Origin of the sequence: Streptomyces sp. PH10-H1 (assembly GCF_030063355.1) — a bacterium.
Lineage (GTDB): Bacteria > Actinomycetota > Actinomycetes > Streptomycetales > Streptomycetaceae > Actinacidiphila.
Window position 1 is genome coordinate 1 of record NZ_JASISZ010000027.1, and the last position, 26521, is coordinate 26521.

17 protein-coding genes and 1 pseudogene are annotated in these 26521 nt (G+C 71.6%); 11 read left to right on the plus strand and 7 right to left on the minus strand.

The features are described 5' to 3' along the window. Positions 1-362 precede the first annotated feature (362 nt). The 5 genes from QMK24_RS17880 (at position 363) to QMK24_RS17900 (ending at position 3868) form a co-directional block, all read left to right on the plus strand. Positions 363-1085: a hypothetical protein gene (locus QMK24_RS17880; protein WP_283467142.1), complete on the plus strand. Its 723-nt coding sequence runs from the start codon at positions 363-365 to the stop codon at positions 1083-1085. Between the two features lie 189 nt (positions 1086-1274). Then, complete coding sequence (locus QMK24_RS17885) at positions 1275-1769, plus strand: SDR family NAD(P)-dependent oxidoreductase (protein ID WP_283467143.1); 495 nt, start codon at positions 1275-1277, stop codon at positions 1767-1769. A 152-nt stretch (positions 1770-1921) separates the two neighbouring features. Further along, positions 1922-2125, plus strand: a complete 204-nt coding sequence (locus QMK24_RS17890) for a cold-shock protein (protein ID WP_283467144.1) — start codon at positions 1922-1924, stop codon at positions 2123-2125. A 354-nt stretch (positions 2126-2479) separates the two neighbouring features. Further along, the gene (locus QMK24_RS17895; protein WP_283467145.1) at positions 2480-2749 is read left to right on the plus strand and encodes a hypothetical protein; all 270 of its coding nucleotides are present in this window, start codon (positions 2480-2482) and stop codon (positions 2747-2749) included. A 270-nt stretch (positions 2750-3019) separates the two neighbouring features. Beyond that, the gene (locus tag QMK24_RS17900; protein ID WP_283467146.1) at positions 3020-3868 is read left to right on the plus strand and encodes a ricin-type beta-trefoil lectin domain protein; all 849 of its coding nucleotides are present in this window, start codon (positions 3020-3022) and stop codon (positions 3866-3868) included. A 46-nt stretch (positions 3869-3914) separates the two neighbouring features. On the opposite strand, the gene QMK24_RS17905 is transcribed toward QMK24_RS17900, so the two are convergent. Then, on the minus strand, positions 3915-6665 hold the full coding sequence (locus tag QMK24_RS17905) for a right-handed parallel beta-helix repeat-containing protein (RefSeq protein ID WP_283467147.1): 2751 nt from the start codon (positions 6663-6665) through the stop codon (positions 3915-3917). Then, on the minus strand, positions 6662-12988 hold the full coding sequence (locus QMK24_RS17910) for a putative T7SS-secreted protein (RefSeq protein ID WP_283467148.1): 6327 nt from the start codon (positions 12986-12988) through the stop codon (positions 6662-6664). Before QMK24_RS17910 ends, QMK24_RS17905 begins: the two co-directional genes overlap by 4 nt. Before the next feature lie 215 nt (positions 12989-13203). Here QMK24_RS17910 and QMK24_RS17915 point away from each other — a divergent pair, with 215 nt between their 5' ends. Both QMK24_RS17915 and QMK24_RS17920 read left to right on the plus strand, forming a co-directional pair. Continuing rightward, positions 13204-14196, plus strand: coding sequence for a hypothetical protein (locus tag QMK24_RS17915; protein ID WP_283467149.1), 993 nt, complete (start codon positions 13204-13206; stop codon positions 14194-14196). A 38-nt stretch (positions 14197-14234) separates the two neighbouring features. Beyond that, the gene (locus QMK24_RS17920) at positions 14235-14540 is read left to right on the plus strand and encodes a hypothetical protein (protein ID WP_138354356.1); all 306 of its coding nucleotides are present in this window, start codon (positions 14235-14237) and stop codon (positions 14538-14540) included. 75 nt (positions 14541-14615) lie between these two features. On the opposite strand, the gene QMK24_RS17925 is transcribed toward QMK24_RS17920, so the two are convergent. From QMK24_RS17925 to QMK24_RS17935, 3 genes are read right to left on the minus strand one after another with little or no spacing between them, the layout of a single operon-like run. Next, positions 14616-19313: an FtsK/SpoIIIE domain-containing protein gene (locus QMK24_RS17925; protein ID WP_283467151.1), complete on the minus strand. Its 4698-nt coding sequence runs from the start codon at positions 19311-19313 to the stop codon at positions 14616-14618. Beyond that, entirely contained in the window at positions 19310-20971 is a 1662-nt protein-coding gene (locus QMK24_RS17930; protein WP_283467152.1) for a hypothetical protein, read from the minus strand. Before QMK24_RS17930 ends, QMK24_RS17925 begins: the two co-directional genes overlap by 4 nt. Continuing rightward, entirely contained in the window at positions 20968-21528 is a 561-nt protein-coding gene (locus QMK24_RS17935) for a sigma-70 family RNA polymerase sigma factor (RefSeq protein WP_283467154.1), read from the minus strand. The genes QMK24_RS17930 and QMK24_RS17935 overlap by 4 nt, the downstream gene beginning before the upstream one ends. Positions 21529-22011: 483 nt before the next feature. Between QMK24_RS17935 and QMK24_RS17940 the strand changes: the two genes are divergently transcribed. The 3 genes from QMK24_RS17940 (at position 22012) to QMK24_RS17950 (ending at position 24797) form a co-directional block, all read left to right on the plus strand. Continuing rightward, positions 22012-23109 (plus strand): LLM class flavin-dependent oxidoreductase, encoded by a 1098-nt coding sequence (locus QMK24_RS17940; protein WP_283467239.1) that lies wholly within the window; start codon positions 22012-22014, stop codon positions 23107-23109. Between the two features lie 44 nt (positions 23110-23153). Then, entirely contained in the window at positions 23154-23786 is a 633-nt protein-coding gene (locus tag QMK24_RS17945) for an FMN reductase (RefSeq protein ID WP_283467155.1), read from the plus strand. A gap of 267 nt (positions 23787-24053) precedes the next feature. After that, positions 24054-24797, plus strand: coding sequence for a VOC family protein (locus tag QMK24_RS17950; protein ID WP_283467157.1), 744 nt, complete (start codon positions 24054-24056; stop codon positions 24795-24797). A gap of 58 nt (positions 24798-24855) precedes the next feature. On the opposite strand, the gene QMK24_RS17955 is transcribed toward QMK24_RS17950, so the two are convergent. Next, positions 24856-25296 carry a MarR family winged helix-turn-helix transcriptional regulator gene (locus QMK24_RS17955; RefSeq protein WP_283467240.1) on the minus strand — a complete coding sequence of 147 codons (441 nt, stop codon included), beginning with the start codon at positions 25294-25296 and terminating at the stop codon, positions 24856-24858. A 61-nt stretch (positions 25297-25357) separates the two neighbouring features. Here QMK24_RS17955 and QMK24_RS17960 point away from each other — a divergent pair, with 61 nt between their 5' ends. After that, on the plus strand, positions 25358-25759 hold the full coding sequence (locus tag QMK24_RS17960) for a PPOX class F420-dependent oxidoreductase (protein ID WP_283467158.1): 402 nt from the start codon (positions 25358-25360) through the stop codon (positions 25757-25759). A gap of 80 nt (positions 25760-25839) precedes the next feature. On the opposite strand, the pseudogene QMK24_RS17965 reads toward QMK24_RS17960, so the two are convergent. Continuing rightward, positions 25840-26436, minus strand: a pseudogene (locus QMK24_RS17965) (chloramphenicol phosphotransferase CPT family protein). Between the last annotated feature and the right edge of the window lie 85 nt (positions 26437-26521).

Genomic DNA, 26521 nt, shown 5'->3' on the forward strand with positions numbered 1-26521 from the left:
GACCAGCAACGGAGCTCCGGTAGACATGAGTTGGTGTGAGAACCCTCGTCCTACCGGAGCTCTGTCCTGCTCAGCGCGCCGACACGCCGCGCGTCACCCACCCACCGTCGATCTTGAAACGGCCGTGCCCCTCGACTTGACAAAGTAAGCCGTCGAATTCGACACCCGCACACCCCACGACTTCGCCAACGCCGGAGACGGGCCGCTCCGCCAGTCAAACAAAATTGATGAATCTTTAACCAAAGATTACCTTTGCGTGAGCAGGCCATCGGTAGTGTCCCGTCGGGCCTGATGATCGTTCGGCCCCGTCGCGCCCGGATGATCGGGACGCGGCGCACTGTGCAACTTTTCAAAGGATCCGGATGCGTCCCCTGCCGCTCGCTGTCAAGGTGCTCGCCACCGCCGCAGCCCTCCCGCTGGCCCTGACGGCCTGTTCTTCCGGAACCTCCGGGTCACCTTCCGGATCCACCGCTCCCGCGCCCGCCACCACGGCCCCCCAGGACCCCAACGCCGGTCTGCGGACAGGGACGCAGCTGACGAAGGCACTGGCGCCGAAGTCGTTCTTCACCGCCGGATTCGCCGTCGATCCCAGTGGTGTCCGGGATTCCGGGGGCACCTACATCGCACCCGCTACCGCCGGCGCTGCGAAGCCGGACTGTTCCAAGCTCGGCGGCACCAGCTGGATCGCGGTCACCGGTGTCACCGGGGTGTCGTTCAGTCAGAACGACTACATGAGTAAGAACACCTCCGAGGACATCGCCCAGGAGATCGACGTCTACCAGGGGACGACAGCAGCTGACGTGGTCAAGAGCCTCAAGGCCATTGCCGCCGCGTGCCACACCTACACGGACTCGCAGACCCACAGCAAGGTGAAGGTCACGGGGAAGTCCACGACCGGGCTGGGCGACACCTCTTACACGATCACGTTGACCGACAGCGCCTGGCAGAACGGCAGCACGCTGGTCGCGGCACAGACCGGGACATCCGTCGTGAGCGTCCTGTCCACCGACGGCCACGACAACGGCGCCGCCACCGCCAAGAAGCTGCTCCGGCGCATCGTCGCGTCCCTCAAGAGCACAGCCTGACCTGACCATCCGTACGGGGCCCCCGGGCGAGATCCGGTGGCCCCGTATCGCTCTCCCCCGGTGGGGCGGGTTCCGGTCCCAGCGCCCCGCACTGCGGAGTCCCCGCAGGAACGGCCCGGACGAGCCGCACGGATCCGTGTCCATCACAGGAACCTCGGCCGGTGCCCCGGCCGGGGCGGCGCTCAGTGGGTGATCCGGCCGCCCGCGACGTCGATGGTGAGTCCGGTCAGCCAGGAGGCGGCGTTTCCCGTGCACGGCAGCTACCCGGACCTTGCCGGCAAGGTCGTGGTCGTCACCGGTGGCTCGCGCGGTATCGGCGCCCGGACCGCGCAGGCCTTCGCCGGCCAGGGCGCCGCCGTCTGTGTGGTCGGGCGCGACGAGGACGCCTTGGCCGGGGTCGTCGCCGGCATCACCGCCACGGGCGGCACCGCGATCGGAGCGGTCGCGGACGTCACGGACTCCGCCGCGCTGGACCCGGCGGCGGCGCCAAGCGAGAACACGGGCGCTCGGAACAGCGCACTCACGTCGTCGCGACAAGGACAGCCGCGCGCGGCGCGGCGACCGGTGGAACCCGCCCTGCGCCCTGGCGCCCGGCCTCCGCGTGCCGTGCCGTGCCGTGCCAGATGTGTACCGGGCGCCGTGACACGGGTGTCCTCGACGGGTTGGTCGGCGCGGCCCGTGTAGCGTCGGGGACAGCTGTCATGGTTCCGAAGCACCGGTCGCTCGCGAACGCGGGTTCACGGGCGTTTTTGCTGTTCGGAGTCTCTGAGAACCAGGGCGATCACCTCCGGTCCCGCATGGTGCGGGAACCGATTTCGAGTCCCCTTGGAGGACACATGACGCTGGGAACCGTGAAGTGGTTCAATGCCGAAAAGGGCTTCGGCTTCATCGAGCAGGACGGCGGTGGACCCGATGTCTTCGCCCACTACTCCAACATCGCCAGCGAGGGCTTCCGTGAGCTCCAGGAGGGCCAGCGGGTGAGCTTCGACGTCACCCAGGGGCAGAAGGGCCCCCAGGCGGAGAACATCATCCCCGCCTGAGCCGCCCGCGTGGATGTCCGCTCCCAGCCGGCTGGGAGCGGACATCCACGCACCCTGGCCGTGCGCCTGCCGCCACTGGGCACAGCTCAACGCCGAGCCGGAGCGTACACATCACAGCGTCCAGCCTCGTCACAACGCGCCCGGACCCCTCAGCGATCCCCGCCCGCCGGCGGTGGCAGCGCGCCGAGCCCGCCGGCTCGGGACGATGGCCCGCAAACGCGACCGCAGCCGGGGGCGTTGAGCACCTGAATCGCCGCTTCCGCCCCCTACCTACCCATAATTGAGCGCCGTTGTCAGTGCCTCCTGGCAGAATCAGTGTGCTCGGACCACGGGCGCTACGGGGGATGGGGAAGCATGACGGATTTTCTATGGCCACGGTTGGCGGAGGCGGACGACACGACCGCGCTCGAGGCATGGCTGGATGCACGGGGCTGGGAGATCGACCCGACCATATTCATGGCCGGCACGGCAGGACCGGCCGTCCAGGTACGGCGCATCGGTACGAACTGGCAGGACGGGGAGGACGGGTTGCTGATTCTGCCGGGTGAGTCCGTCACCTTCGACGCCTGGCGGATGTGCGTCGTGCCCAAGCCGGGCGCGGGGATCCTCTGCCGCAGTTTCTAGCCCGGACCAGCGCGTCCGGCTCATGGTCGTCGCACGGTCATCAGGAGGTCACACACTCCTTGATGATCGTGCGACGGCCGTTTCCGGCCCTTCCCCACCGCGAGGAAGCGGCCGCCCGGTCGTCGCACGCGGGAGATGGATACACTGGCCACGTATCCGGAGAGCGAGGGCAGAACGCGAGGTCGATACCTCAACCCGCCCTCTGCGCACGGTTGATGGCCCTGTGGTGGCACAGCCTTCGCGCACCTCTTGATCCCGACGGGAGACGATGTGCCGCCCCTTTCACCGAAGCAGTCCTCCGAGCGTCCCGACGCCTCGCAGGCCCGCTTCTCGGAGACCTTCGCGCGCCGCGCCACCGTGCCCCGGCGCGGGCTGCTGCCCGGGCCACGTGTCTGGGCCACGACCGGCGCCCTGGTGGCGCTGGCCGGAGTCGGCGCCCTGGTGATGCCGTTGCTCGGGCGGATCGACCTCAGCATGGAGACGGCGGCGTCCGACCGGCCGGTGGCCGCCGCAACGCCGACCGGAAGGGCGTCCACCCCCGCTCCCTCCCCCACGGGTGTGACACAGCCCCGGCCGCAGACGTCGGCCCCATCGGCCCGGCCGCCCGCCGGTTCCCTCCCCGGGCCGGACTACGGACCTGGCTCGCCCGCGGCCGCGCCCCCGGTGGGGCGGCCGCAGCAGGGCAGGCCGGCCGCGCCGCCGGCGCCCGCGCACACCACCAAGGCCCCCGCCGCTCCCGGCCCCACCGTGGTGGGGACGTCATCGGGTCGCTGTATCGACGTGACCGGCGGCAAGGGAGCGGACGGCGCCCCGCTGCAGATCCGGGACTGCTCCGGGGTCGACACCCAGCACTGGGATTTCAGGACCGACGGCTCCGTACGATCCATGGGTCTGTGCATGGACGTGGCCTGGGGCTCCCGCACGGACGGCGCCGTCATTCAGCTCGCCGTGTGCAGCGGCAACCCGGCCCAGCGGTTCTATCTGAGCAGCGCCGGCGACCTGGTCAACCCGCAGGCCGACAAGTGCGTGGACGTCGTGAACAACGGCACCGCGAGCGGCACCAAACTCCAGTTGTGGACCTGCGCGGGCACCGCGAACCAGAAGTGGCGGTTGCGCTGACCGCAGCGGCCCGGAGCAGTTCAGTGCGCTCCGGTCCCAACGGGTGCTACGGAACGTCGAGTTCGGGCAGGTCCAGTTCGGACAACGTCACCAGGTCGTCCTCTGTCGGATCGTCGATCTCCGCGACCCGGTAGGCCTGCCGTTCCGTCATGGCCTGGAACGCCTGGCGTGCGGAGCGGCCGTTGCCGAACCGGCCGTCCCTGGGCACGTGGTCGAAGTAGGTGTCGAGCATCGTCCGCGCGGCGTCGGTGAGGTCGTACTGGTGGGAGGCGGCGTGCTGTTCGACGATGCGCACCAGTTCGGCGGTGTCGTAGTCCTCGAACATCAGCGTCCGGTTGAACCGTGACGCCAGCCCGGGGTTGGAGTCGATGAAGTGCTCCATCTCCGCCGGGTAGCCCGCCACGATCACCACGACGGAGTCGCGGTGGTCCTCCATCAGCTTGACCAGGGTGGCGATGGCCTCCTGGGCGAAGTCGCTGCCCGCGCCGCCTCCGACGGGAGCCAGCGAGTATGCCTCGTCGATGAACAGCACACCGCCCATGGCCTCCTGGAAGACCCGCTGGGTCTTCGGCCCGGTGTGGCCGACGTACTCGCCGACCAGCGCCGAGCGGTCGGCCTCGACGAGGTGGCCGCGCTCCAGCAGCCCGACCGCGGCCAGAATCCGGCCGTACAGACGGGCCACCGTCGTCTTGCCGGTCCCCGGGTTCCCCGCGAAGACGAGGTGCCGGCTCAGCGGGGGTGCGGCCAGTCCGGCCGCGCCCCTGCGCTGGACCATCCGCATCAGCTTGACCAGCGAGGCCACGTCCTGTTTGACGCGTGCCAGGCCGATCAGCTCGTCGAGTTCGGCGAGCAGGCTGTCCAGACTCTCCTCAGCGGCCGGCTCGTCCGCGCCTTCCCCTGAGGGTTTCGCCTCAACTGCTCCCGCCGGGCCCGACGCCACCGTGACCGGGAGGGAACCGGCAGGCCAGATGGGGGATTTCACCCGGACCGAGACACACTCCTCCGCCACAGGAGCCGCGCCAGGGTCGGCGCTCACGTCTTCGGTGGCGTCGTGGACCCGGATCCGCCGCAGCACCGGCGTCGCCGCGGCGCCGAGGTGCACGGCGGGAAATCCGGGCCCGATGATGTCGCAGTCCTCGAACAGGCCCGCTCCCCCGGCGTCCACGATGAGGCCGTTCTTTCCGGGGCGGACGATCCGCACCCCGCGGAGCTGCGGCTCAGCGCCCCGGGCCACCACCACGCCGGAGCCGACAGCCTCCCGGATCTCCAGATCGGTCACGCGCGGCCGGGCTCCCTCCTCCACGACCAGCCCGGCGGTACCCGGCCGCAGCAGCCGGCCGCCGGTCACTTCCGTCTCCCCCGGCCCCAGGACGACAGCGGCCCGCTCGCTGTCGGCCACCTCGCAGTCCAGCAGCCGCACTTCGGCGCGCGAACCGGAAGTGATGCCATTGAGGCAGCGCAGAACGCTCAGTCCCCGTACCACCGCGCGCGCCGGGCCGGCGACGTCGAGTCCGGACATCCCGCAGTCGGCGATCCGCCCGTCGGTCATCTCGACCGTCGCGTCGGCGACCGCGTGCACCCCGTGCTCGGGCGATCCGGACGCCCGCACTCTGGTCAGTACCACCGTGGCCCGACCCCCGACATGTACGGGACTGAACAGGCAGTCCCCCACCTCGCAGTCCTCCAGCCGTACGGTCGCGCTGTCCGCGGCCAGCAGGCCGTTGGCCGCGGAGCCCCGTACGGTGGTCTGCTCGGCGGTCAGCAGGGCGGCGCCGTACACCCGCAGCGCGGCGGCCGTCGTCCGGACGATCCGCGATCCGGCGAGCCGGACGCGGGAGTCGTCCCCCGCGCTCACGCCCGAGCCGCCACTGTCGCGCAGCACGCATGCCGTGAGCAGCAACTGCCCCTGGCCGGTGGCGCTCACCGCGTCGGAGCCCGCACCCGACAGCTCGCAGCCGTCCAGGCGCACGCCACCGTCCGCGCGGGCTGACGGGCCGGTGTCCGCCTCCGCAGGAGACACGAGGGACGTGGGGGACGCGGGCGAGCTGCCCAGGACCCGGACCGCCTCCCCGCCGCAGTCCCGGATCCGGCAGTCCACCAGGAGCGCGGCGGCCTGGTCCTCGACGAGCAGGCCACTGCGCCCGGCGCGGTCGATCAGACTGTCGCGCACGGTGGCCCGGGCGCTCTCGCGGATCCGCAGAGCGGAGCCGGACGCCCCGCGCACGGTGGTCCGTTCCAGTTCCAGGTGGGTGGAGCCGCCGGCCACGAGTCCGGTGCCGTCGGCTTCCATGAGCAGGCAGTCGGCCAGCCGCACCGTACCGGTGGTGCGCAGCAGGGCGCCGGTGAGGGCCGCTCCGGCGAGTACCGCGTCGCGCAGGCTCAACGCAGCGTCACTCAGCACCTCCAGCCGGCCGCGGGTGATACCGCCGCCGGACCACTCGGTGCTGCCGCCGCTGAGCAGTACGGCGGGCCGGTTCGCCGCGCCGCCGCGTACCGTCAGGCCGCGCAGCACCAGCCGTGCTCCGGAGGCCACTTCGAGGGCGGGCCGGTCCGCGTCGGGGGCGGCGAGGGTCACCGTGCCGTAGTGGACGGAAGCGTCCTGCCCGTCGGACGTCTCGGCCAGCAGCGAGACGTTCCGTTCGATCCGCAACGCCTCGGTGTACACCCCGGGCGCGATCCGGATCTCGTCGCCGTCCACGGCTGTCTCAAGGGCGGAGGCGATCGTCGCGTGCGCACGCGCGTACCGGTCCCGGCCGGCGACGTGGTGGACTGCGGGCTCGGCGGGCGGCGGTGTCACGGGGTGTCTCCGGAGGGCGGGTGCGAGTGGTGGCGGCCGGGGTCGAGGGTGAGGCCCTCCATGGCGTTGCGCAGGTCGATACCGAGTCGCTCCAGTGCGAATTCCGCGCGGTTCAGGGCCGCGGCGGCCCGGCGCATACGGTCCTGCGCCTGACCATAGGCGTGTGCGGAGGCGGTCGACACACTGGAGCTGCCCGCTCCGCCGTACGCGGCCGGCCGCTGCACTCCGGTCAGAGCCCTTTGTGCCGCGCCGAGTTCGCCGGTGGCCTCGGCGTAGGCGTCCCAAGCGGCTTCCACGGCCGCGCGGGGCGGGGCCGGGGGCGCAGCGGGAACGGGCGCCGGCGCGGAGGAGGCCGTCGCCTTGTCCTTGCCCTTCCCACCGGTGACGGGGTCGACGGTACGGCGGCGCTTGGGGGGACCCGAACCGGGGCCGTCCGGTCCCCGGCCGGACGGGGGGCCGTCGCCGTGTGCGGGTGACGGACTGCCCGAGCGGTCCGACAGATGCACGGTCCATCCGCCGCCGCCGTCGGGTTCGCCGCGCCAGGTGATCTCCAGGGATCCACGCGCCCGCTTGCCGCCGGTCGGTCCGGCGATGAAGTGGGTGACGCCGTCACCGCCCGTCACCCGGATGTCCCGTCCCAGTGCCGTCGCGTAGTGCCCGAGTACATGCAGACTGCCGGCGTCCATGGCGAAGTGCGCCTCGTCGCCGGCCGCCCGCAGACCCTGCAGAGTGTCGGTCGGCGGGTGGATCCGTCCCGTGACGAGGCGCACGAAGAAGTCCTCGACGCCGAGCCCGGACGTGTTCAGGTTGTCGGTGAACGCCTTCAGTCGCTTCATCGCGGTCGCCGCCGAAACGCCGGCCCCGCTGTCGATGGTGTCGAAGGCGCGCTGCAGCATGGCGGCCGGGTCGAGACCACTGGTCGTGCCGGCTGCGTGGTCGAGCGCCGCGAAGAGGGAGCCGGGCGACAGGTCGATGGCCCGGGTGGGCAGATGTTCGTGGGCGAAGTACCGCAGGTGGCGCAGGAAGTGCGTGATGTCCGTGCTGAGCGCGAGGCTGTGCGACACCAGACGCAGCTCGTCGGGGTTGATCCCGGCCCACACCGCCGGGCCTGAGCCCTGCACCGGAGTGGAGACGGCCGTCCCTACCGGGTGCTCTCCCGGGGTGCCCAGCCGCGAGTCGAGATCGCGGGCCAGGTCTGCGGACGTGGTGGTGCGCGGCAGCTCACCGGGGTTGTGGCGGACCGGCCAGAGCGGGTCGAAGGGGCGGCCGTTGTTGGGGTTCGGGGGAAGCTTGGAGTAGTTCTTGGTGATCCAGTCGTCGCGGTGGGAGGACAGCTCGAGACCGCTGCGGCCGGCCTGGGCGTTGCCGCCGGACGCGTCGCTGTTGAACAGCCGGTCCAGCGGCTTCTTCATGTGTGCGTGGTCCTGCGGGAGGGTGCCGTCCTTCCACAGGTCCTTCAGCAGACGGGACACGTCCGTGGGGATCGCGCCGCCCTGGAAGTCGGTGAGGAACGCGGTGCCGCGCTCCGGCAGGACGTGGTTGGCCGCGTTGATCCCGCGCAGGGTCAGCCGCGTGTCGAGGGCCTCCCCGGTGCGCCACAGGATCTGCCGCGCCTCACGGCTCAGGGTCAGGGGCGCGGTGTGCAGCTCGAAACCGTTCCGCAGCGCCTCGCCGATCCGGTTCAGGACCAGCGGTACCCGGTTCACATCGAACATCCGCACCAGCGGATCCCCGTTCCGCACGGCGTTGGCGAGGTCGTGGAGCACCAGTTGGGCCTCAGCGGACTCGGGCCCGCTCAGCGGCGGGCGGTCCGCGTGGAAGGCGTCGTCGATCCTGCCCAGGATCTCCGGCAGCCGGGTGGGCCCGGCGCCTCCGAAGGCCGGCAGCGGAAGGTTCCGGTCCAGTTCCCAGGCGTTGAGCTGGTTGAGCCGTTCGCTGAGTGCCTGGAACTCGGCGCCCGCGTTGCCGAACCGGACCGGCGGCAGCCCCGGTTCGTGCAGCATGACCGCCGCGGCGTCGACGAAGAGGTTGGGCTCCGGCGAGTAGGGCAGCTGCGGATGCGTGCCGCCCAGCCGGTCGCGGACCCGCATGTCGAGCCTGATACGGGCGTCGAGCGTGGGCAGGAAGTCGGCGGTGACGTCGCCCTTGTCCTTGACCACCCTGGGCTTCCTCACCGCGCCGCCCGCGGCCGGCTTCGGCGGTTTCGGTGGCTTCTTCACCGCTCCCGCGAGCCGGTCGTTGGTGGCCTTCAGCAGGTCCTCGGTGGCGCCGGCCGCCGACAGGTCGGGCATCCGGTAGCCGCCCGACATCATCAGCGGGCGCAGCGGGGGGAATCCGGGTGATCCGTGGGCGCCGAGTGCCTCGTCGAAGTGACGGAAGACGTGCTCGCCGCCGGGGACCGTGTGGGGGTGGGCGTCGAAGTCCATGATCGAGAAGTAGGGGTGGGTGCCCCGGTCGATCATCGTCTGTGCCAGATGCGTACTGGCGGCGCTGGTCATGGTGGCGTTACGGGCCGTCCCGTAGGCGAATTTGGGGCCGCCCGGGACCGGGGTGGCGACCATGGCCAGGGGGTGGGGAAACGAGGCACCGCCGAGCGCGTTGTCGATGGCGGCACGGATCGCGGGGAGCTCACTGCGCGGGCCGTTGACGCCGATGACGACGGCTATCCGGCCGTCGAAGCCGGTCAGGTTGTGGGTGACGGAGTTCAGGAACGCCCCGAGGCCGCCGAGTTCCCGGTGGTTGACGATCGCGTTGACCACGTAGGCGATCGGGCGGGAGTCCTCGACGCTCGCGTGCACCAGGGCCGCGTAGCGGTCGGCGTTCATCGGCTGGGCACCGTGGCCGCCCAGGTGCAGGAAGGCGTCGTTGACCGCGGTGTGCGGATCGGCCGCGGCTCCCGCCTGCGGGGTCCAGGTGTGGGCGCCACCGGTGGGAGCGGGCGCCGGGTCGATCTGCATCGCGTCGTCGCCGCGGTGCGGCGGCGGGGACATGGTGACGTCCTGGCCGGCCGGGTGCGGTGCGGTGTGCGGTGCGGTGTGCGGTGCGGGAGCTCCGGCGGCATGGCCGGTGGCGGGCGGGTCGATCTGCATCGCGTCGTCGACGGTGGTGTGCGGGACGTGCGGCGCCGGTGCGGCGGCGTGACCGGCACCGGCCGGCGGGCGCGGCGGGCGGGGACGGGTCGCGGGAGCGCCGCCGAGCAGCCCGCCGCGGTCGGTGAAGATCCGGCCGGTGACGGAACGGATCTCCTGGCGGGTCGCGCGGGGGTCGATACCGAGCCCGTGCAGGGTGTCCTCCGCACGGTCGACGACCGCTCCGGCGCGGCTGACCCCGTCCAGCGCGGCCAGATGGGCGGCGGTGGGCCCGGTGGAGGCGCCCGTGCCGGGCGGCGGGGTGACGCGGTCGAGCTGCTGCTCCGCCTTGGCCAGCTTGGTCATCGATCGCTCGTACCTGGCCCAGGCGTTGAGCTTGCCGACGGCCTCGGAACCGGAGGACCCGCCGATGACGATCTGCCGGGCGGCGTGGATCCGCTGGTTCATCACGGCGGCCGCGGCATGGCCGCCGAACCGTCCGCCGGGCGCCACGGTGACGAGCGGTGGCAGCGCCGCCGGTGCCTTGCCCTTGCCCTTGCCCTTGGATACCGGCAGATGCGGGACCGGTGTTCCGGCCGCCGACGGCTGCGGCGTTCCGGCCGCCGGCACGTCGTCGGCCCGTGCGGGCCCGCCGGGGCGGGCGACCAGATCCAGCGCCCCGTTCGCGGATCCGGTGTGGCCCGCGCCGGCGGCGTCCAGCGCCGGGCGGGCGGAGACGCCGGCCGGTGCCCCGGCGTGGGCGCTCAGCCCGGCGGGTACGGGCAGGGCCGCATCGTCGCCGCGCAGCAGGTTCATCGCCAGATCGTGCGTGGACAGTACGGGTTCCGGGACCCGTACCGGCGCACTGAGCGGGCGGGGCACCGGCGTGGAGCCCGGCGCGGCCGCGGTCGAGCGGGGCGGGGTGACCGGGCGCTCCACCGCGCCGGCGGACACCGGATGCGCGCCGCCCTGCGGGGCGTTCACGGTGAGCGCATGCTCGCTCCCGCCGGTGCCGCCCAGATGCGGTATCGGCGTCGCGGCACCTGCTACGGCCGGCGCGTGCACGGGCTGCGGCGTGGCGGAGGGCACACCGGTCAGGTGGCCGACGGGAGCGGGGCCGATCGGCGCGGTGGCGGCCACCGCGTGCGCGTCCACCGTCCGCGGCGCCGCGTCCCCGAGCCGCAGGGTGATGCCGTCGGCCCGGATGCCGGTGACGGCGACGTCACCGGCGGCCATGGCCCGCAGTTCGGGGAAGATCAGATCGTTCAGCGCCTCGGCGTGGCCGACGGCGCCGCGGGCCAGGGTGACACCCTCCCCCATGCCGACGGTGTGCGGCACGTTGGTCGTCGTTCCCGCGTGCAGACCGGCGATCGGCTGGCCGGTATGCAGCACGGGGGACGAACCGTGCGCGTCGCGGAGCAGATCGATGGCGGTGTGGCCGGGCAGCAGCAGGTTGCTGTCCATCCGTACCTGGCCCGCCGCGTGGTCAGCCTGGTGGACGAGCTGCGCCCCGGCCGAGATACCGGAGCCGTGGGTGAGCGGCACGCTCAGACCGCCGGGCAGGGTCGTCATGCCGTGCGGCACCGCCGGGGTGAGCAGCGAGGGCGCACCGACGCTCAGGCCTCTTGGAAGCGCCGTCCCGGTGCCCGTCACGTGCAGACCGGGAGCCCCGCCCGCGTGGCCCACGACCGAGGGCGTACCGAAGCCGTGCAGAGCGCCGAGGCCGAGCGCGCCCGATCCGGGCGACACCGATACCGACGCGGGCACGCTGAGCCCGCCCCCAGTGGCGTGGATGCCGTCGGGCAGAGCACCGCGGGCGATGCCGAGCGACCCGGGTCCCAGGCTGCCGAGGTTGATGGTGGGCAGCGATCCCAGCGAGAGATGGACGAGGTTGGCCGTGCCCGCCGAGCCGAAGCCCCCGCCCGGCCGGAAGACGGCGCCAAGCGAGGACCCGGGGCTGAACGTCCCCGCGGAGAAGTGCACCCCGCCCGGCGTCACGAGCGAGGAGGGCACCAGGGCGCCGTGGCCGCCGTTGGCCAGAGGCGAGCCGAAATGCAGCGCGGCGTCGGTGCGGCCCGCGTTGACCAGCAGTTCGTGCAGCTCGGGATGGGGAATGCCGAGGACGCGTTCGCCGAACGCGAGCCGGGCCGCGCCGCCGAAGCCGAGGACGCCCAACTCGGTAGCGTTCAGCGGCAGGAAGGCGGCCACGCCCAGCCGGCCGAGCCGTTGGATGTTGACGGCCGCGTATGTACCGGCCTTGGCCCATTCCCCGGTGACGTTGCCGGTGAACCGGACCCAGTCGTGCCCGATCGCGGTGACGGCCTGATTCCAGCCGCCCCGCGCCCCGTTGCCGATGCCGCGCAGCAGGCCGGCCACATCGATCGTGAGGGCCGGGCCGAGGTGGGAGACGATCACCATGGGCGCGACGACGAACTTCGGCAGGCCGGTCATCGACGAGAAGTGGCCGATCTGCGACCAGATGTTGCGGCCCGCGCCCACGAGTCCGCTGACGCCGCCCTTGAGGCTGTTGCCCAGGCCCTTGATGAGGGCGCCGACATTGATGCCCTTGGTCGTCGGGAAGAGCACGCCCAGGAAGGCGAGGCCCAGTTCCAGGCCGCTGGCCTTGCCCTGGCTGAAGGCGACGATGGTCTTGATCAGCAGTACGGCGTTCATACCCCAGGCGAGAACGGCGAGGATGCCACCGGTGAAGACCGCGATCACCGAGAGGATGATCGTCAGCCACTGGAACACTTCCCAGAACAGGTCGCAGTCGCTGACCGGCTGGACCATCAGCTCACCGGCCGTGTGCAGTTGCCTGCGCAGTTCCGTCGCGGCGCCCGTGACCTCGGACTTGGCGTCGTTGGCGCGCCGGGTGAGGCTCGGGAGCTGCGAATCGCCCTGTGGCAGGCCCTGCGCGGCGGACAGCGCCTGGTCCGCCTCGGCCTGGGCGTTGGTGACGACGGTGCTGTACGTGCGGATGGCGTTCTCCGCGGTGTGGAAGGACTCCTCCACCCGGCCCACGAACCGCTGGAGGTGCTCGTCCACCATGCCGCGCAGCGCGTCGGCGGTCTTGCCGATGAACCGCCGGCCGTCGCCCGCGGTGTTCTGCAGCTCGTGCAGGCCGGTGTTGATCGTCCCTGCCGAGGTGGCCAGTTCGCGCATCGCGTCGGCGATGACGGACAGGGTGGCGGGATCGCCGGGGGTGGGATCACCGTGCAGACCGAGCGCACTCCAGTCCCCTGGACGCGTTGCCACCCTCATGCACCCCCTGCCCGCGGCTCGCCGCCCGTACGGTCCGCGCTCCTCACGGTCCGGACACCATGTCTACGCAGCGGGAGGGCCATTGGTTCACTCTGTGAACGACGTCACAGGCCGCCCCGGGTGTAACGCGCATCACTGAACCGTTCGCGCCCCCGGTGCGTTTGATCTGCGTACGCATCCCGCCCCGTCCCCGTCCCCCGGGAGTGACTGTGCCCGACATCGCGGTCGACTACGAACTGCTCAACCAGGTGGCCCAGAAGGCCCGCAACCTCAAGGAACAGGTCCAGCACGCCCGCGAGGGCAAGCAGGACTACACCACCAACGAGGTCGGCGCGGCCACTGTCTCCACGGCGATCCGCGCCTACTACTCCGTCTGGAAGAGCTCCTTCAAGCGCTCCGAGGAGAAGCTGGAGAAGCTCGGCAACCTGTACGAGGGGGTCGCGCGCGGCTGGGCGGACTGGGACTTCCGGCTGGCCGGGGAGGCGAGCAAGCAGGAAGCCTCGCTCGCCGCGGACCTGTACTCGACCCAGAAGAAGATCTGGGACGACTGGCAGCAGCAGGTCCACGACGGCAACGCCGACCCGAACGACCCGCACGCCCCCAAGCCTCCGCAGGACGCCGACCGGCCGGGCACCTGGACCACCGACGACGGGCACGGCAACACCACGACGACCACGTACGAGTACGGCGCGGACGGCAAGCCGACGAAGATCACCACCACGCTGCACACCAACACCGGCCTGACCAGCACCGACACCACGAATTACCACGCCGACGGCACATACGACTCGAAGGCCACCGATGTCTACGGCAATGTCACCTCCACGACGGGGAACAGCCAGACCACCGAGTCGGGGAATCACAAGAACACCAACGACACCTTCAACACCACCACCAAGGGGACCGACGGGAAGGTGAGCACCACCACCGGCACCACCACCTCGGTCTACGACAAGACCACCGGTCACCGTGACTCGGACACCACCTACACCACCGTCGGCCCCGACAAGGACGGCAACGAGGAGACCGTGCACGGCACTTCGCACTCCTCGGTGGACATCAACGGCCACGAGGTCGTCACGACCGTCGAGGTCAAGCCGGACGGCAGCGGCACCAAAACCGTGGTGACCGACGGCCGTACCGAGGAGTGGAAGAGCGACCAGGCGAACCAGGACACCGGCTGGACCACGTCCAGCAAGTAACCACGATCACGATCACCCCACAACCCACGGAGCGCACCATGCCCGCAGGCAACATCAACCTCGACTACACCGAGATCTTGCGCGTGTCCGGCGTGATGAACCAGGCCGTCAACGACATCAACCCGCACCTGCTGTCGACGAAGACCTCCGTCGAAGGGCTGCTGGACAACGGCTTGTTCATGCAGCAGAGCAGCCCCGCCATGAAGGCCGCCTACGAGAAGCTGACCGCCTCGCTGCAGCAGGCCGTGGAGAGCATCAACAGCTTCGCCATGCAGTTCACCAAGATCAAGGAGTCCGTCGAGAAGATGGACGCCGACATCGCGGCCAGCACCAACCAGGCCTGATCCCCGCCCGCGCGCCCGCGGCAACCTCTCCTGCTGTCCGCGGGCGCGCGCGTTTCCTGAGACGGGTCAGACGGGTCAGACGGAGTCGTCCGACCGCAGCACCGTCTCCGGGACCAGTACCGACACCAGCAGACCCGACACCGGGTCAACGGTCAGTCCGCGCCCGGGCGTCGGCCGGCCACGCAGCAGGTCGTACGGGACGCGGATACCGAGCAGATCGCCCTCGGCCGGTGACTGCGGGGACAGCAGCACGCCCTTGCGGACCCGCCGCACCTGTCCGAGCCAGCCGATGCCCGCCGAGGTGAGGGTCTCCGCGGTGGCGGCGACCGCCAGCCCGTAGCCGCGGTCGCGTCCGGTGGCCGCGATGTCGCGCAGCACCGAGTCGGCGGCCGGCATCTGGGCCAGCAGGTCCGCGTCGTCCACCAGCACGACGGCCGGCCCGCTCCCGGACTCCAGCGCCTCGCGGACCTCGTCCGCCATCGGGTCCGGCGACTCCAGGACCACGGCCTGCGGGTGCCTGCGCAGCCCGCGCAGCGGCGACTCGCGCGGAGTGATCACCACCACCCGGGTACCGCCGGCCAGCAGCGAGACCGCGAGGCTGGCCAGCGCGGTGGAACGGCCGGCTCCGGGAGGACCGCTGATGAGGAAGGACGGCGCGTCCGCCGCGAAGTCCACTCCCACCGGCTCCAGATCGTCGCCGCCGATCCCGAGCAGCCCCCACAACGGCCGCCGCAACGAGGTCGGTACCTTCGCGTAGGCCTCGGTGAACGACACCTGCCGCGGCAGGGTCATCACCCGCGCCGGGCGGCGATGGGCCGGGACGCCCTGGTCGCGGCGGGCCGCATCGGCGCCGATGCGCTGCAACGCCTCGGCCTGGTCACGTCCGGTGGGCAGTCCGCCCGACGGCTCGCCGAGCAACGCCACCTGCACTTCGGTGGCACTGCCGCCGCGCCAACCGCGGCCCTGCGGGACCACGGCAGGGATCAACTTGGCCGGGATGCCCGCCAGCATGTACTCGCTGCGGTCGGTGAGCCGCAGCAGCAGCCGCTCGTCGTTGAGCGAGGCGACCTTGCCGGACAGCAGGGCCCGCTCCGAGGTGGCGATCACATGCACTCCCATCGGCGCGCCCTCCCGGATCAGCGCGGTGAGCTCCTGGACGGGCCGGCCGCCGTCGTGGTCGCCGAGCAGCGCGGTCAGCGAGTCCCAGCCGTCGATCAGGACCACCACATGGGCCGGCCGTTCGGCCGCTGGCAGCAGGGTGCGCAGTTCGGCGAGGTTGGCCACACCGTGGGCGGTCAGCAGCTCCTGACGGCGGCCCATCTCCCCGATGAGCCGGGCCAGCAGCCGGTTGAGGCGCTCGAGGTCGGTGCGCGGGACCACGGCGCCGCAGTGCGGCAGCGCGCTGAGGGCGGCGAGCGCTCCGCCGGCCGCGTCGATCCCGTACAGGTGCACATCGGCCGAGGAGTGCCGGCGGGCCAGCGCGCCGCCGATGGTCCGCAGCGCCTGCGAGCGGCCCGAGCGTGGGGTGCCGAGGATGTAGAGATGGCCGAAATGGGAGAAGTCCAGCTCCAGGGGTTCCTGGCGCTGGGAGCCCGGCAGGTCGGCGAGCGCCCACGGGACGGGAGCCAGCCGGCCGCCCGGGAGATCCGGCCGCTCGGGCAGGTCGTGCAGGCTGACGGCCTGCGGCAGCGCGGGCAGCCACGGGCTGGGCTGCTGGGGGATGGACAGTTCGGCCGCCGCCTCGCGCACCGCCTCGACCAGAGCGGTCAGGTCGGTCTCATCCGTCGGCGCTTCGGAACCGCTGCCGAAGTTCACCGCCTCCTCGCCCTCGGAGGCGTGCTCGGGACCGGGCTCCGCGGCCATGCGGCCCAGCAGCGCCCAGTTGACCTCGCTGGTCCAGACCGGGGGCTCGGCCGCCGGCCGCCCTTCCATCTCCACGCCCGGCGCGGCTGCTCCGGCCGGTCGCGGCTGCCCGGCGTCGTCCTTGCCCGTGCGGGCCGCTCCGACGAACGCCGTCTGGAACGGAAGTACGGAACGGTGTCCGATACGGGCCAGCGCGCGGCCCGGGGTGCCGGCGGAAATGGTCACCGCGTCGTTCACCTCCAGGACGTCCTGGCTGTCCATGCCGTCGGTGACGCGCAGCGCGATCCGCAGGTTGGTGTTGGCGCGGATGTCGGCGGTGACGACACCGGCGGGCCGCTGCGTGGCGAGGATCAGGTGCAGACCCAGGGAGCGGCCGCGCTGGGCGATGGAGACGAGCCCGGGAACGAATTCCTGGACGTCGCGCGCAAGCGTGGCGAATTCGTCGATGATCAGCAGCAGCCGGGGCAGGGTCGCCAGCGACGGGTCGCGCCGCCGCATGGCACGGTACTCGATGTGGTCCTTGGCGCCCGCCTGGGCGAGGATGCGCTCGCGCCGGGTCAGTTCCGCGCCGAGCGAGGCCAGCGCGCGCTCCACGAGATGACTGTCGAGGTCGGTGACCATGCCCAGTACATGCGGCAGCCGCACACAGTCCTGGAACGCGCTGCCGCCCTTGTAGTCGACGAGCACGAACGTCATCTCGTCGGGCCGGTTCACCGCGGCGAGCGAGGCCACCAGGGTCTGCAGCAGTTCCGACTTGCCGGCGCCGGTGGTACCCGCGACCAGCCCGTGCGGACCGTCCTTGATCAGGTCGAAGGCGACCGGGCCGGTGTAACCGACGCCCAGCAGCGCTGTGGTGGAGGCGGGGCGCTTGGTCCAGCGGCGGGCGATCTCCTCACCCCGCGGCGGTTCCAGTTCCAGCAGACCGAGCAGGTCGACCCGGTCCGGCAGACCGTCGGAGCCGTCGGGAGTGACGTCGCGGACCGGCGCCAGCGCCCGGGCGGTCCGCTCGCACCAGTCAGTGTCCACCAGGTCCGGACGGATCCCCGTGAGATCGGCGCTGCCGGTTCGGCGCAGCGTCAGATCGCGGGCTCCGACCACACAGACCGAGACACACTCCTCGGGGAGCATGCGCTCCTCCTGGTCGAGGCAGATCAGGAACACCCGGACGGCCGGGCCCTCCTTCAACACCTGCACCACACCGGGCACATCGCGCAGCTGCCGGGCGCCGTCCAGCACCACCACGAGATCGGGCTCACTGAGCAGGGCCCCGCTCATCGCGGAATCGCGGGCGCGCATCCGGGAGCGGACGGCCGCGACCAGTTCGGAGACCCGGTTGGCGACGGTCTCCGGGTCGTTGCCGACGGTGACGGACGGGCCGCCGGAGTTCTGCGCGGAGATGCCGCCCTGGCCGGGTCGAGCATGTGGCAGCCAGCGCACCCACTCCCAGGCGGCGGCTCCCGCCGCGTCGGTCAGCACGGTGATCCGCACATCGCGCGGGCTGTGCAGGATCGCCGCCTGGGCCACGGTCCAGCGGGCGAGCGCGCGTGCCGCGTCGCGCTCCCCCGCGATGCCGACCACGCCGTCACCGGCGAGGTCCACGCCGACCGGCATGTCGGGGATCCGCCAGTTGACCGAGCGGTGGTTGTCCTCGCGGGAGGTGTCCTCGATGGTCAGCAGCGAGGACTGACCGACCGTTCCGACCCGGAGCACGAGGTGGTCGGGGTGGCCGCGGCGGCGTTCCCACAGCCTGGCCCCGGGGCCGACCGCCCACAACCCCGCGGTGGCCGGGTCGGGTCCGCCCGCCACCCGCAGCCGGCGCTCACGGCCGACCTTCTGCTGGACGTCCTGCTCCAGGGAGCCGCGCCGGGCCCGGTAGCTGGCCACACCGTCCAGGTATTCGCGGCGCCCGCTGCGCCGGCCGCTCAGCCAGTTGCCGATGGCGAGGACCGGGCTGAAGAACGCGAACATCAAGTAGAAGTACGAGTGGAGGATGGTGACCATGCCGACGCCGAAGAACAGCGGCGCGACCACCACCAGCAGCGGAATCGGCCGCCGAGTGGGCGGGCCCGGCGGTGACGGCAGCACGAACCGTTCCGGCACCAGCGGCGGAATGATGCGGGGCGGCCGGTTGAAGTCCAGGAACGCACCGTCCACGGAGTCGGTGACGGCCGCGTCCGCCTCGGTCGGCTCCGCTACCCGCAACAGGAACTCCCCCATCACCAGCTCGTCGCCGATGGGCCACTCCTGCCACCCCCGTGGCAGCGGCTCGTGGGCGTCGGCGTCCGGATCGGGCAGTTCCGGCGGCGGGGCGGGCGGCAGCGGGGTCGCGTCGGCGCGCGGCCGGGCCGGCGGGGGCTCCGGCGCGGACAGCGCGACGCCCTCTGCCTGACCGGTGTTCAGCAGTACGGTCCCGTCGGGACGGACGGTGATCCGTACACCCTTCGACGGTACGTCGCGGCCTTCCAGGAAGACCGCGCTCCCCGGCTGCGGACCGGCGGCGTGAGTACCGGGCTCCAGCAGCCACACGCGTCCCGCGTCGCGGCCGCCGACCAGTTGGAGTTCCACCCGGGGGCCGCGCGGCAGCCGTTCGCCGTCCGCGGACCTGGAGGGCGGCGGCAGTTGGGCCCGCAGCGGCCCGTAGTCACCCGGCTCGGGCGCGGTGGGTCCACCGAGTCCCAGCCTGGCGCCGTCCCGTACTCCGGCGGCGGACAGCGGCAGACCGGCCGGCAGCTCCCGGTCGCCCAGATACAGCGCGGGCGGCTCGGCTCCGCCGGGCCGCCCCGGGTCCTGGCCGCCCGCGGCCAGCCGGGACGCGAGCGCGCCCACGGTGGTGGCGCCGGTGGCGTCGAGCACGAAATCGCGGCCCTGGACCGGGTCGTCGGCCGAAGTGATGCTGAGGAAGAGTCTCACGGAGTGGGGGAAGTCCGTTCCGGGTTTTCGCCGGGGGCGGCCGGCAGAGGATGTGCGACGGCGGAGACACCGGCGGCGCGGGAGGGCGCCGTGGCGGGCTCGGGCTCGGGCTCGGGCTCGGGTTCGGGCTCGGGTTCGGGTTCTGCGAGGTCGAGGTACGGGTCGACGTCAGGTGTTGAGCCCCGCGCGGATCCGGCGGCGGGGGCCGGGGTTGGGGTTGGGGCGGGCGCGCCATGGGGAACCGGGGAGACATCCGGACCGGCGACGGCCGGAGGTGTGTTCCCCTCGCTCGGACCGCGCGTCGCCGGGACGGTGACGACGGCGGGCGACGCGGCGGGCTCGGTGAAGTCCGGATCGCCGACGTCCGGTTCGCCAGGCTCCGTCGGCGGTGTCGCGGCCACGGGCACAACCGGGGTCTCGACCGCCGCGGGGGACGCGACTCCGGGACGAGCCGGTACCGGTACCGGTACCGGTACCGGCAGTTCGGCGCGGCTGCGCTGCCGCAGCCGCCGGATCGCCCGGCCCGCGGCCCGGCCGAGCGAGGCGGCCTCCACGTCGATCTGCATGCCAGGGCCCAGCAGCCGCCCGTCGGGTTCCGCGTGCAGGGTCCAGCAGGAGCCCGGCAGGAGCCCGCCGGCCAGGACGCGGGCCTTGCCCTCGGCGCTGAGAACGGCCAGCCGTGCCGCCTGCTCCGGCGTCGGCTTCCAGCACACGAGCACCGGATGCAACCCGCTCTCCGGTTCGGAGTCCGGTTCAGCGTCCGGATCACTCTCCGATTCGCTGCCCGGATCGTAGTCCGCGCCGGACTCAGGCCCGGCCGTCGCGCTCTCCACCGAATCCAACTGCTCGATGAGGTCGTTGAGTTCCGTACCGGGAAAGCGATGATGCACGCCGCGGGCCACGTGTACCCGCGGGCCGTTCGGCATGCTGTCGAGTTGCGCGGCGAGCGCGTGCAGGATGCTGCGGGCCACTCGCGTATCGCCTTCGACCGCCAGCGCGGCAGGGCCGCGCAGCCAGTCGACGAGTACGACCCCGGGCAGTTGACGGTCCACACCGATGGCGAGCAGGAGCCGCTCCCGCCGGTCCTCCCCGGCGCCCTCCAGTACCTCGGCCTCCAGTACCTCGGTCCCCACCGGCTCGGTCCGCACGGGCGCGGTCTCCAGCGGCGCGGACCAGGTCCACTCCCCCGGCCCGGCGGTGGCATCCGTCCACGAGCCGGAAGGGCTGAGGGGGTCCCGGCCGGCGATCACGACCCGGTGCTGGTCGCGCGACGGTCCGCTCCACACGGTGGGCGCATAACACCCGTCACCCTGCGCCGCGTCCGCATCGTCGAGGGCCGCTCCGGCGAGCGCCGGCGCCGCCGGGTCGGCGAGGAAGGACGTCAGCATCCGCGCGCGTCGGCGGTGGAGCCGGTAGGAGCGGAACGGCTGGGCGAACGCGCGGCCGGTCATCCTGGTCTCCCACACGACGCGCCGGCAGGTCCGCCGGAAGCCGCCCTGGGCCTTGATGACCCGCCCGGCCAGCCACATCAGCAGCACCAGAACGACCAGCAGACCGAGGAGGATCAGCCAGGAGTTCCGGTCCGGCATGGCGAGAGCGAGCGTCCGCGGACCGGCGCCGGTGCGGGTGCCGGTGCGGGTGCGGGGCAGGGCGATCACGCGCACTCCCGAGAGAAGGCGGCGGAGCGTCGCAGGTCGCGTATCGCGTGGTGCAGGCGGGACTTGACGGTTCCGGTCGGGATCCCCAGGGCGAGCGCCGTGTCGGGGCCGGAACATCCGAGCAGGTACGTGTACACCAAAACCTCACGGTGGGGACGGGAGAGCGGGGCAAGCAGCTCGACGAGGTGTGTGCGGTCCACGACGCGGGCCTGCTCGTCCGCGGAGGACTCGGTCTCGGGCAGGTACGCGGAGGGCAGGGCGGGCCGGACGCCGTCCCTCCGGCTCCAGTCGATCACCACGTTGCGTGCCACGGTGCACAGCCAGGGCAGGCCGAGTTCGAAGCCGTCCGCGCGACGCGGCTGGGCCTCGGTGGGGATCGCCAGCCAGGCCCGAAGCAGGGTTTCCTGTACGGCGTCCTCGGCCCGCTGCGGGTCGCCGGGCAGCAGCGAGCGGGTGTAGCGCAGGAGCGGCTGGCGGTGGGACCTGATCAAAGCGGTGAACCGCTCGTCCGTCCTGCGTGTCGCGCTACGCGGTGCGGAGAGTGCCGCTGAGCTCATCGTGTCTGTTGCCTCGGGGTGTTCGGGGCGCCGGTCGCGCGAAATGCACAGGCAAGGGAGGGGAATGGGAGGGAGGGGAATGGAAGGGGATCTTCCGATAGTTGGATCCACCACAGAACGCACACCCTAGCCAGGAGGTGCGGACCTGGGCAAAGGCGCCTCTCGGCCAAATCACCTGTGACGGAAGCGGTTTACGCCATATTCGCGGAGGCGGTCGTCGGACTCACAAGGCCGCTCGGCGGTGGCCCGACCGCGATCCGCACTGGCCGGAGCATCGGTCGCAGGGCGTCGGATTGCGTCGCCGGTCCATCTCGCAAGCCGCCGGGTACGTAACAATGGTCACAATCCGTAGCCGCCCGTATGTCGTCGAACGACCCGAAGGGAGGGGCCGGCCCAAGGTCCGTCCTCGCCGGGAATAGATGCCCGGGGCAGCCCGTTGATGGAGATAGTTGAACTGTCAACGAAATGAATGTGGTGAGCACAGTGCAGTTCGGGATCTTCAGCGTCGGCGATGTCACCGCCGATCCCACCACCGCGACGACGCCGTCTGAGCACGAGCGGATCAAGGCCATGGTCACGATCGCGCTCAAGGCCGAGGAGGTCGGTCTCGACGTCTTCGCGACCGGGGAGCACCACAACCCGCCCTTCGTACCGTCGTCCCCGACGACCATGCTCGGCTACATCGCGGCGCGGACCGAGCGGATCATCCTGTCCACCTCGACGACGCTGATCACCACCAACGATCCTGTGAAGATCGCCGAAGATTTCGCCATGCTCCAGCACCTGGCCGACGGTCGCGTCGACCTGATGCTCGGCCGCGGCAACACCGGGCCCGTCTACCCCTGGTTCGGCAAGGACATCCGGCAGGGAATTCCGCTCGCGGTGGAGAACTACGCGCTGCTCCATGAGCTGTGGCGCAATGACGTAGTGGACTGGAAGGGCACATTCCGCACGCCCTTGCAGTCGTTCACCTCCACCCCCCGGCCGCTCGACGGGGTCCCGCCGTTCGTCTGGCACGGCTCGATCCGCAGCCCGGAGATCGCCGAACAGGCCGCCTACTACGGCGACGGATTCTTCGCGAACAACATCTTCTGGCCCAAGGAGCACTTCGTCCGCCTCATCGAGTTGTACCGGGAGCGCTTCGCCCACTACGGCCACAGCACCCCCGAAAAGGCCGTCGTCGGCCTCGGCGGTCAGGTGTTCATGCGCAAGAACTCGCAGGACGCGGTACGGGAGTTCCGCCCCTACTTCGACAACGCCCCCGTCTACGGTCACGGGCCCTCTCTGGAGGAGTTCACCGACCGGACGCCGCTGACCGTGGGCAGCCCGCAGGAGGTCATCGACAAGACCCTGACCTTCCGTGACACCTTCGGCGACTACCAGCGCCAGCTGTTCCTCATGGACCACGCGGGCCTGCCGCTGAAGACCGTGCTGGAGCAGCTCGACCTCCTCGGCGAGGAAGTCGTGCCCGTACTGCGCAAGGAGTTCGCCGCGTCGCGGCCGGCCCGGGTGCCCAGCGGCCCCACCCACGCCGCCCTGGTCGCCCGCGCCGAGGCCGCCCGCACGGCCGACGCCGTCTGACTCGTCGAAGCGCCCCTCCTGACCCACCGCGGAGAAAGTGACCCATGAACACCCTGAACCTCGTCATCGTCTCGGCCGGCCTGAGCCAGCCGTCCTCGACGCGTCTGCTGGCCGACCGGCTGGGTGAGGCGACCCGGCGCGGCCTGCGGGACCAGGACCCGGACCGCGCCGTCGAGGTCCGTATCGTCGAGCTGCGCGACCTCGCCACCGATATCGCCCATCACCTGGTGACCGGATTCCCCAGTGCCGCGCTGCGGGACGCCATCGAGGCGACGGAACGGGCGGACGGTCTGATCGCCGTGACCCCGATCTTCAGCGCCTCCTACAGCGGACTGTTCAAGTCGTTCTTCGACGTGATCGACGACGGAGCACTCGCGGGAAAACCCGTCCTCATCGCGGCCACCGGCGGCACCGCGCGGCACTCGCTCGCACTGGAGCACGCGCTGCGACCGCTCTTCGCCTACCTGCACTCTCTCGTCATGCCGACCGCCGTGTACGCCGCCTCCGAGGACTGGGGCTCCGGAGGAGACGCGAGCACCGACGGCCTCGCCGCCCGGATCGCCCGCGCGGCGGGGGAACTGGCCGGCCACATGTCCGACCGGTCCACCACATCCCCACCGGCCGCCGACCAGGTGATCCCCTTCGCCCAGCAACTGGCGGCGCTCCGGCCCGCTTAGTCACGGCGACCGAGAATTGAGGACCACCTCGGTACCGCTTCTGCAATTCACCCCGACGGCCTCGGCCAGGTCCCGCCGGGACCAGCCACGCTCCGCGCGCAGGGCGGAGCCTGGCGCGGCCGTCCGGGCCACGGTCACCCTCGGTAGCGCGTGCCAGTGCGCGCGTCCCGGGGCGGACAGTGGCACAGTGATCAGCATCCCCACCACATAGTGAGGCGTGCTGGTATGTCTTCTCTTGAACGCGCCGTCCAGGGAGCACCGTGCTGGGTGAGCCTGACCACCGCGGACCTGCCGGCCCTCAAGGCCTTCTACGGCGAGGTGCTCGGCTGGAAGTACCGGCCCGGCTTCGGGCATGAGGAGTACGCCGTGGCGCTCAGCGACGGGGTGCCCATCGCCGGCCTCGGGGAGCGAGGGCACGTCCTGGGCGTGCCGGCGTGCTGGTCGGTGCACTTCGCCGAGGACAGCGCGGACCTGGCCGCGGAGCGGATCCGCGAGCGCGGCGGTACCGTCGCCGTCGGCCCGCTGGCCTTCGGTCCGGGGCGTGTGGCCTGGGCCATCGATCCGGCCGGCGCGCCCTTCGCCCTGTGGGAGGGCCCGCTGGATATGCAATGGGCCGTCGGCGGCGCGCGCCCCAGCGTCCGGCTCGACCTCCATACCCGGGATGTCTTCGCGGCGGCGATCTTCTACAGCGGGGCGCTGGGCTGGGACACCGAACCACCCGAACGCTGCACCGTGCGCTACGAAGACGACCAGGTGTTCCTCGACATCAACGGGCGCACCGTCGCCGCCCTCCACGGTGGCGCGCTGGAGCAGGCGCCGGATCCGAAGATCCGCCCGCGCTGGCAGGTCGCCTTTCGCACCCCCGACCCGGCCGCCGCTGCCGAACGCGCGGTGGCCGCCGGGGGCATGGTCGTCACACCGCCCGAGAACGAGCCTCCCGGGAGCGGCTCGACCGGACCGGGGATTCGGCTGCGGGATCCCTGGGACACCCTGTTCTGCGTGACCGCCTAGGGCCTGTCCGTGACCGGCCGGGCAGGCCCCGGACCTCAGCCCTGGACTCCGCTCCCACTCACGATCCCGCTCCGCCCTCGTCCCGGATGGCCCGGATCGCCCGGCCGAGCAGGGAGCGCAGCATCTGCCGTTCCTCCGCGGTGAATTCACCGGCGATACGGCGTTCGATCACGACGGCTCGCTCGTCGGCGACGGCGAGCACCGCCCGGCCGCCGCCGGTGAGCCGGGTCTCCAGCACGTTGTGGTGCCACGGGTGCTGTGTGCGCTCGATCAGCGCGCGTTCCTCGAGGTTCTTCAGTACGACGCTCATCGCCTGCGGCGTCACCAGGCAGGCCCGCGCGAGTGCGGCCGCCGAGATGCCGGGTGAACCGGAGAGCGCGAAGAGCGCCGCGTACTGCGGCACGGTCACGCCGGCCGCCTTCACCGCCACGCTCTTCGCGGCGATGAGCTCCTGCTCGGCGCGCTTGATGTCGAGGCCGAGGCGTTCCTCTGCGGGCATGGTCACGGGATCGATCATACGGCTCTTGCGCATCATCAAAATATTGATAACGTTCAATCTTATGACAACTAAGCATGCAGTGATTCCCGACAGCCACGCCGATCTGCTGACCCGCCCCCTCTTCGTGCATCTGGCCACTAGGGGCCCGAACGGCATCCCGCACGTCAACCCGGTCTGGCAGATCTGGGACGGCGAGTTCCTCCGCTTCACCACGACCCACGACCGCCGTAAATGCAAGAACGTGACGGCCGACCCAAAGGTGTCGGTCTCGGTGAACGACCCGGAGCAGCCCTACCGGTATCTGGAAGTACGCGGCACGGTCGAACGCGTCGAGCCCGACCCCTCGGGCGACTTCTTCGACGTCCTCGCGAAGCGGTACGGCCTGTCGTACGAGGCGCCGGTGGGCGACGCCGAGCGCCGGGTGATCCTGGTCGTACGCCCGGAACACACCACCCATCAGTGATCTCTGCCCCGCGCCCGGGCGGGGAGTGAGTCAGACGGTCGGCGGCTCTTCGGCCGGGAGGTCCGGGAGGTCCGGGAGACTCAGCTGCAGCCGCTCGAAGGCGGTGGGGTCGGCCGCTGCGGCAGGAAGTCCTTGATCTGCCGGGCACAGTCGAGCGCGCTGGCGTTGCCGGTGTCGCACTCGATGTCGTAGACGCCGTGCGCGTGGACCTGGGCGATCTGACGGGCGGCCAGTCCTGAGGGCCGGTTGCCGCGCGCCTGCTCGCGCCGTTCGAGTTCCGGCAAGGGACAGTGCACACCGACCAGGACGACGTCCTTGGGTGCGAACAGGGCCAGGCAGTCGAGCAGGCGCCACCGCGCACTCAGGACGTGGTCCACCACGATGTTGTTGCCGCCGGCGGCCATGCCGGCAACCGCGCGATGGAAGCCCATCCAGGTGTGTTTGAGCACGGTCTACAGGTGGTCCGGAGTGAGGTCATGTCGTGCTCGCATGGCGTGAAACGCGTCCACCGGCATAAGGAAATACGTTTCGTCCAGGATCGGGAGGAGCTCCTCGGCGATGCTCGACTTCCCGGAACTCGACGTGCCGTTCAGGAAGATGTTCAGTCCGCCGGGCGGCTGTGAAGTCTCCGCCGGTCCGGCGGCAGAGCCGGGCCGGGCCTCCGCTGGAGCTGCCATCCTGTCGTCCCCCCGATCGCACGCCGGTGTCCGATCATGCCGCACCTCCCGGACGTGGACCGCCTTGGGGTCACCGCCCGGATGC

Bases quoted from the DNA above. Each gene is read 5' to 3' on its own strand.
- QMK24_RS17880 (WP_283467142.1), top strand. From the start codon at position 363: ATGCGTCCCCTGCCGCTCGCTGTCAAGGTGCTCGCCACCGCCGCAGCC.
- QMK24_RS17890 (WP_283467144.1), top strand. From the start codon at position 1,922: ATGACGCTGGGAACCGTGAAGTGGTTCAATGCCGAAAAGGGCTTCGGC.
- QMK24_RS17895 (WP_283467145.1), top strand. From the start codon at position 2,480: ATGACGGATTTTCTATGGCCACGGTTGGCGGAGGCGGACGACACGACC.
- QMK24_RS17920 (WP_138354356.1), top strand. From the start codon at position 14,235: ATGCCCGCAGGCAACATCAACCTCGACTACACCGAGATCTTGCGCGTG.
- QMK24_RS17935 (WP_283467154.1), bottom strand. From the start codon at position 21,528: ATGAGCTCAGCGGCACTCTCCGCACCGCGTAGCGCGACACGCAGGACG.
- QMK24_RS17945 (WP_283467155.1), top strand. From the start codon at position 23,154: ATGAACACCCTGAACCTCGTCATCGTCTCGGCCGGCCTGAGCCAGCCG.
- QMK24_RS17955 (WP_283467240.1), bottom strand. From the start codon at position 25,296: ATGCCCGCAGAGGAACGCCTCGGCCTCGACATCAAGCGCGCCGAGCAG.
- QMK24_RS17960 (WP_283467158.1), top strand. From the start codon at position 25,358: ATGACAACTAAGCATGCAGTGATTCCCGACAGCCACGCCGATCTGCTG.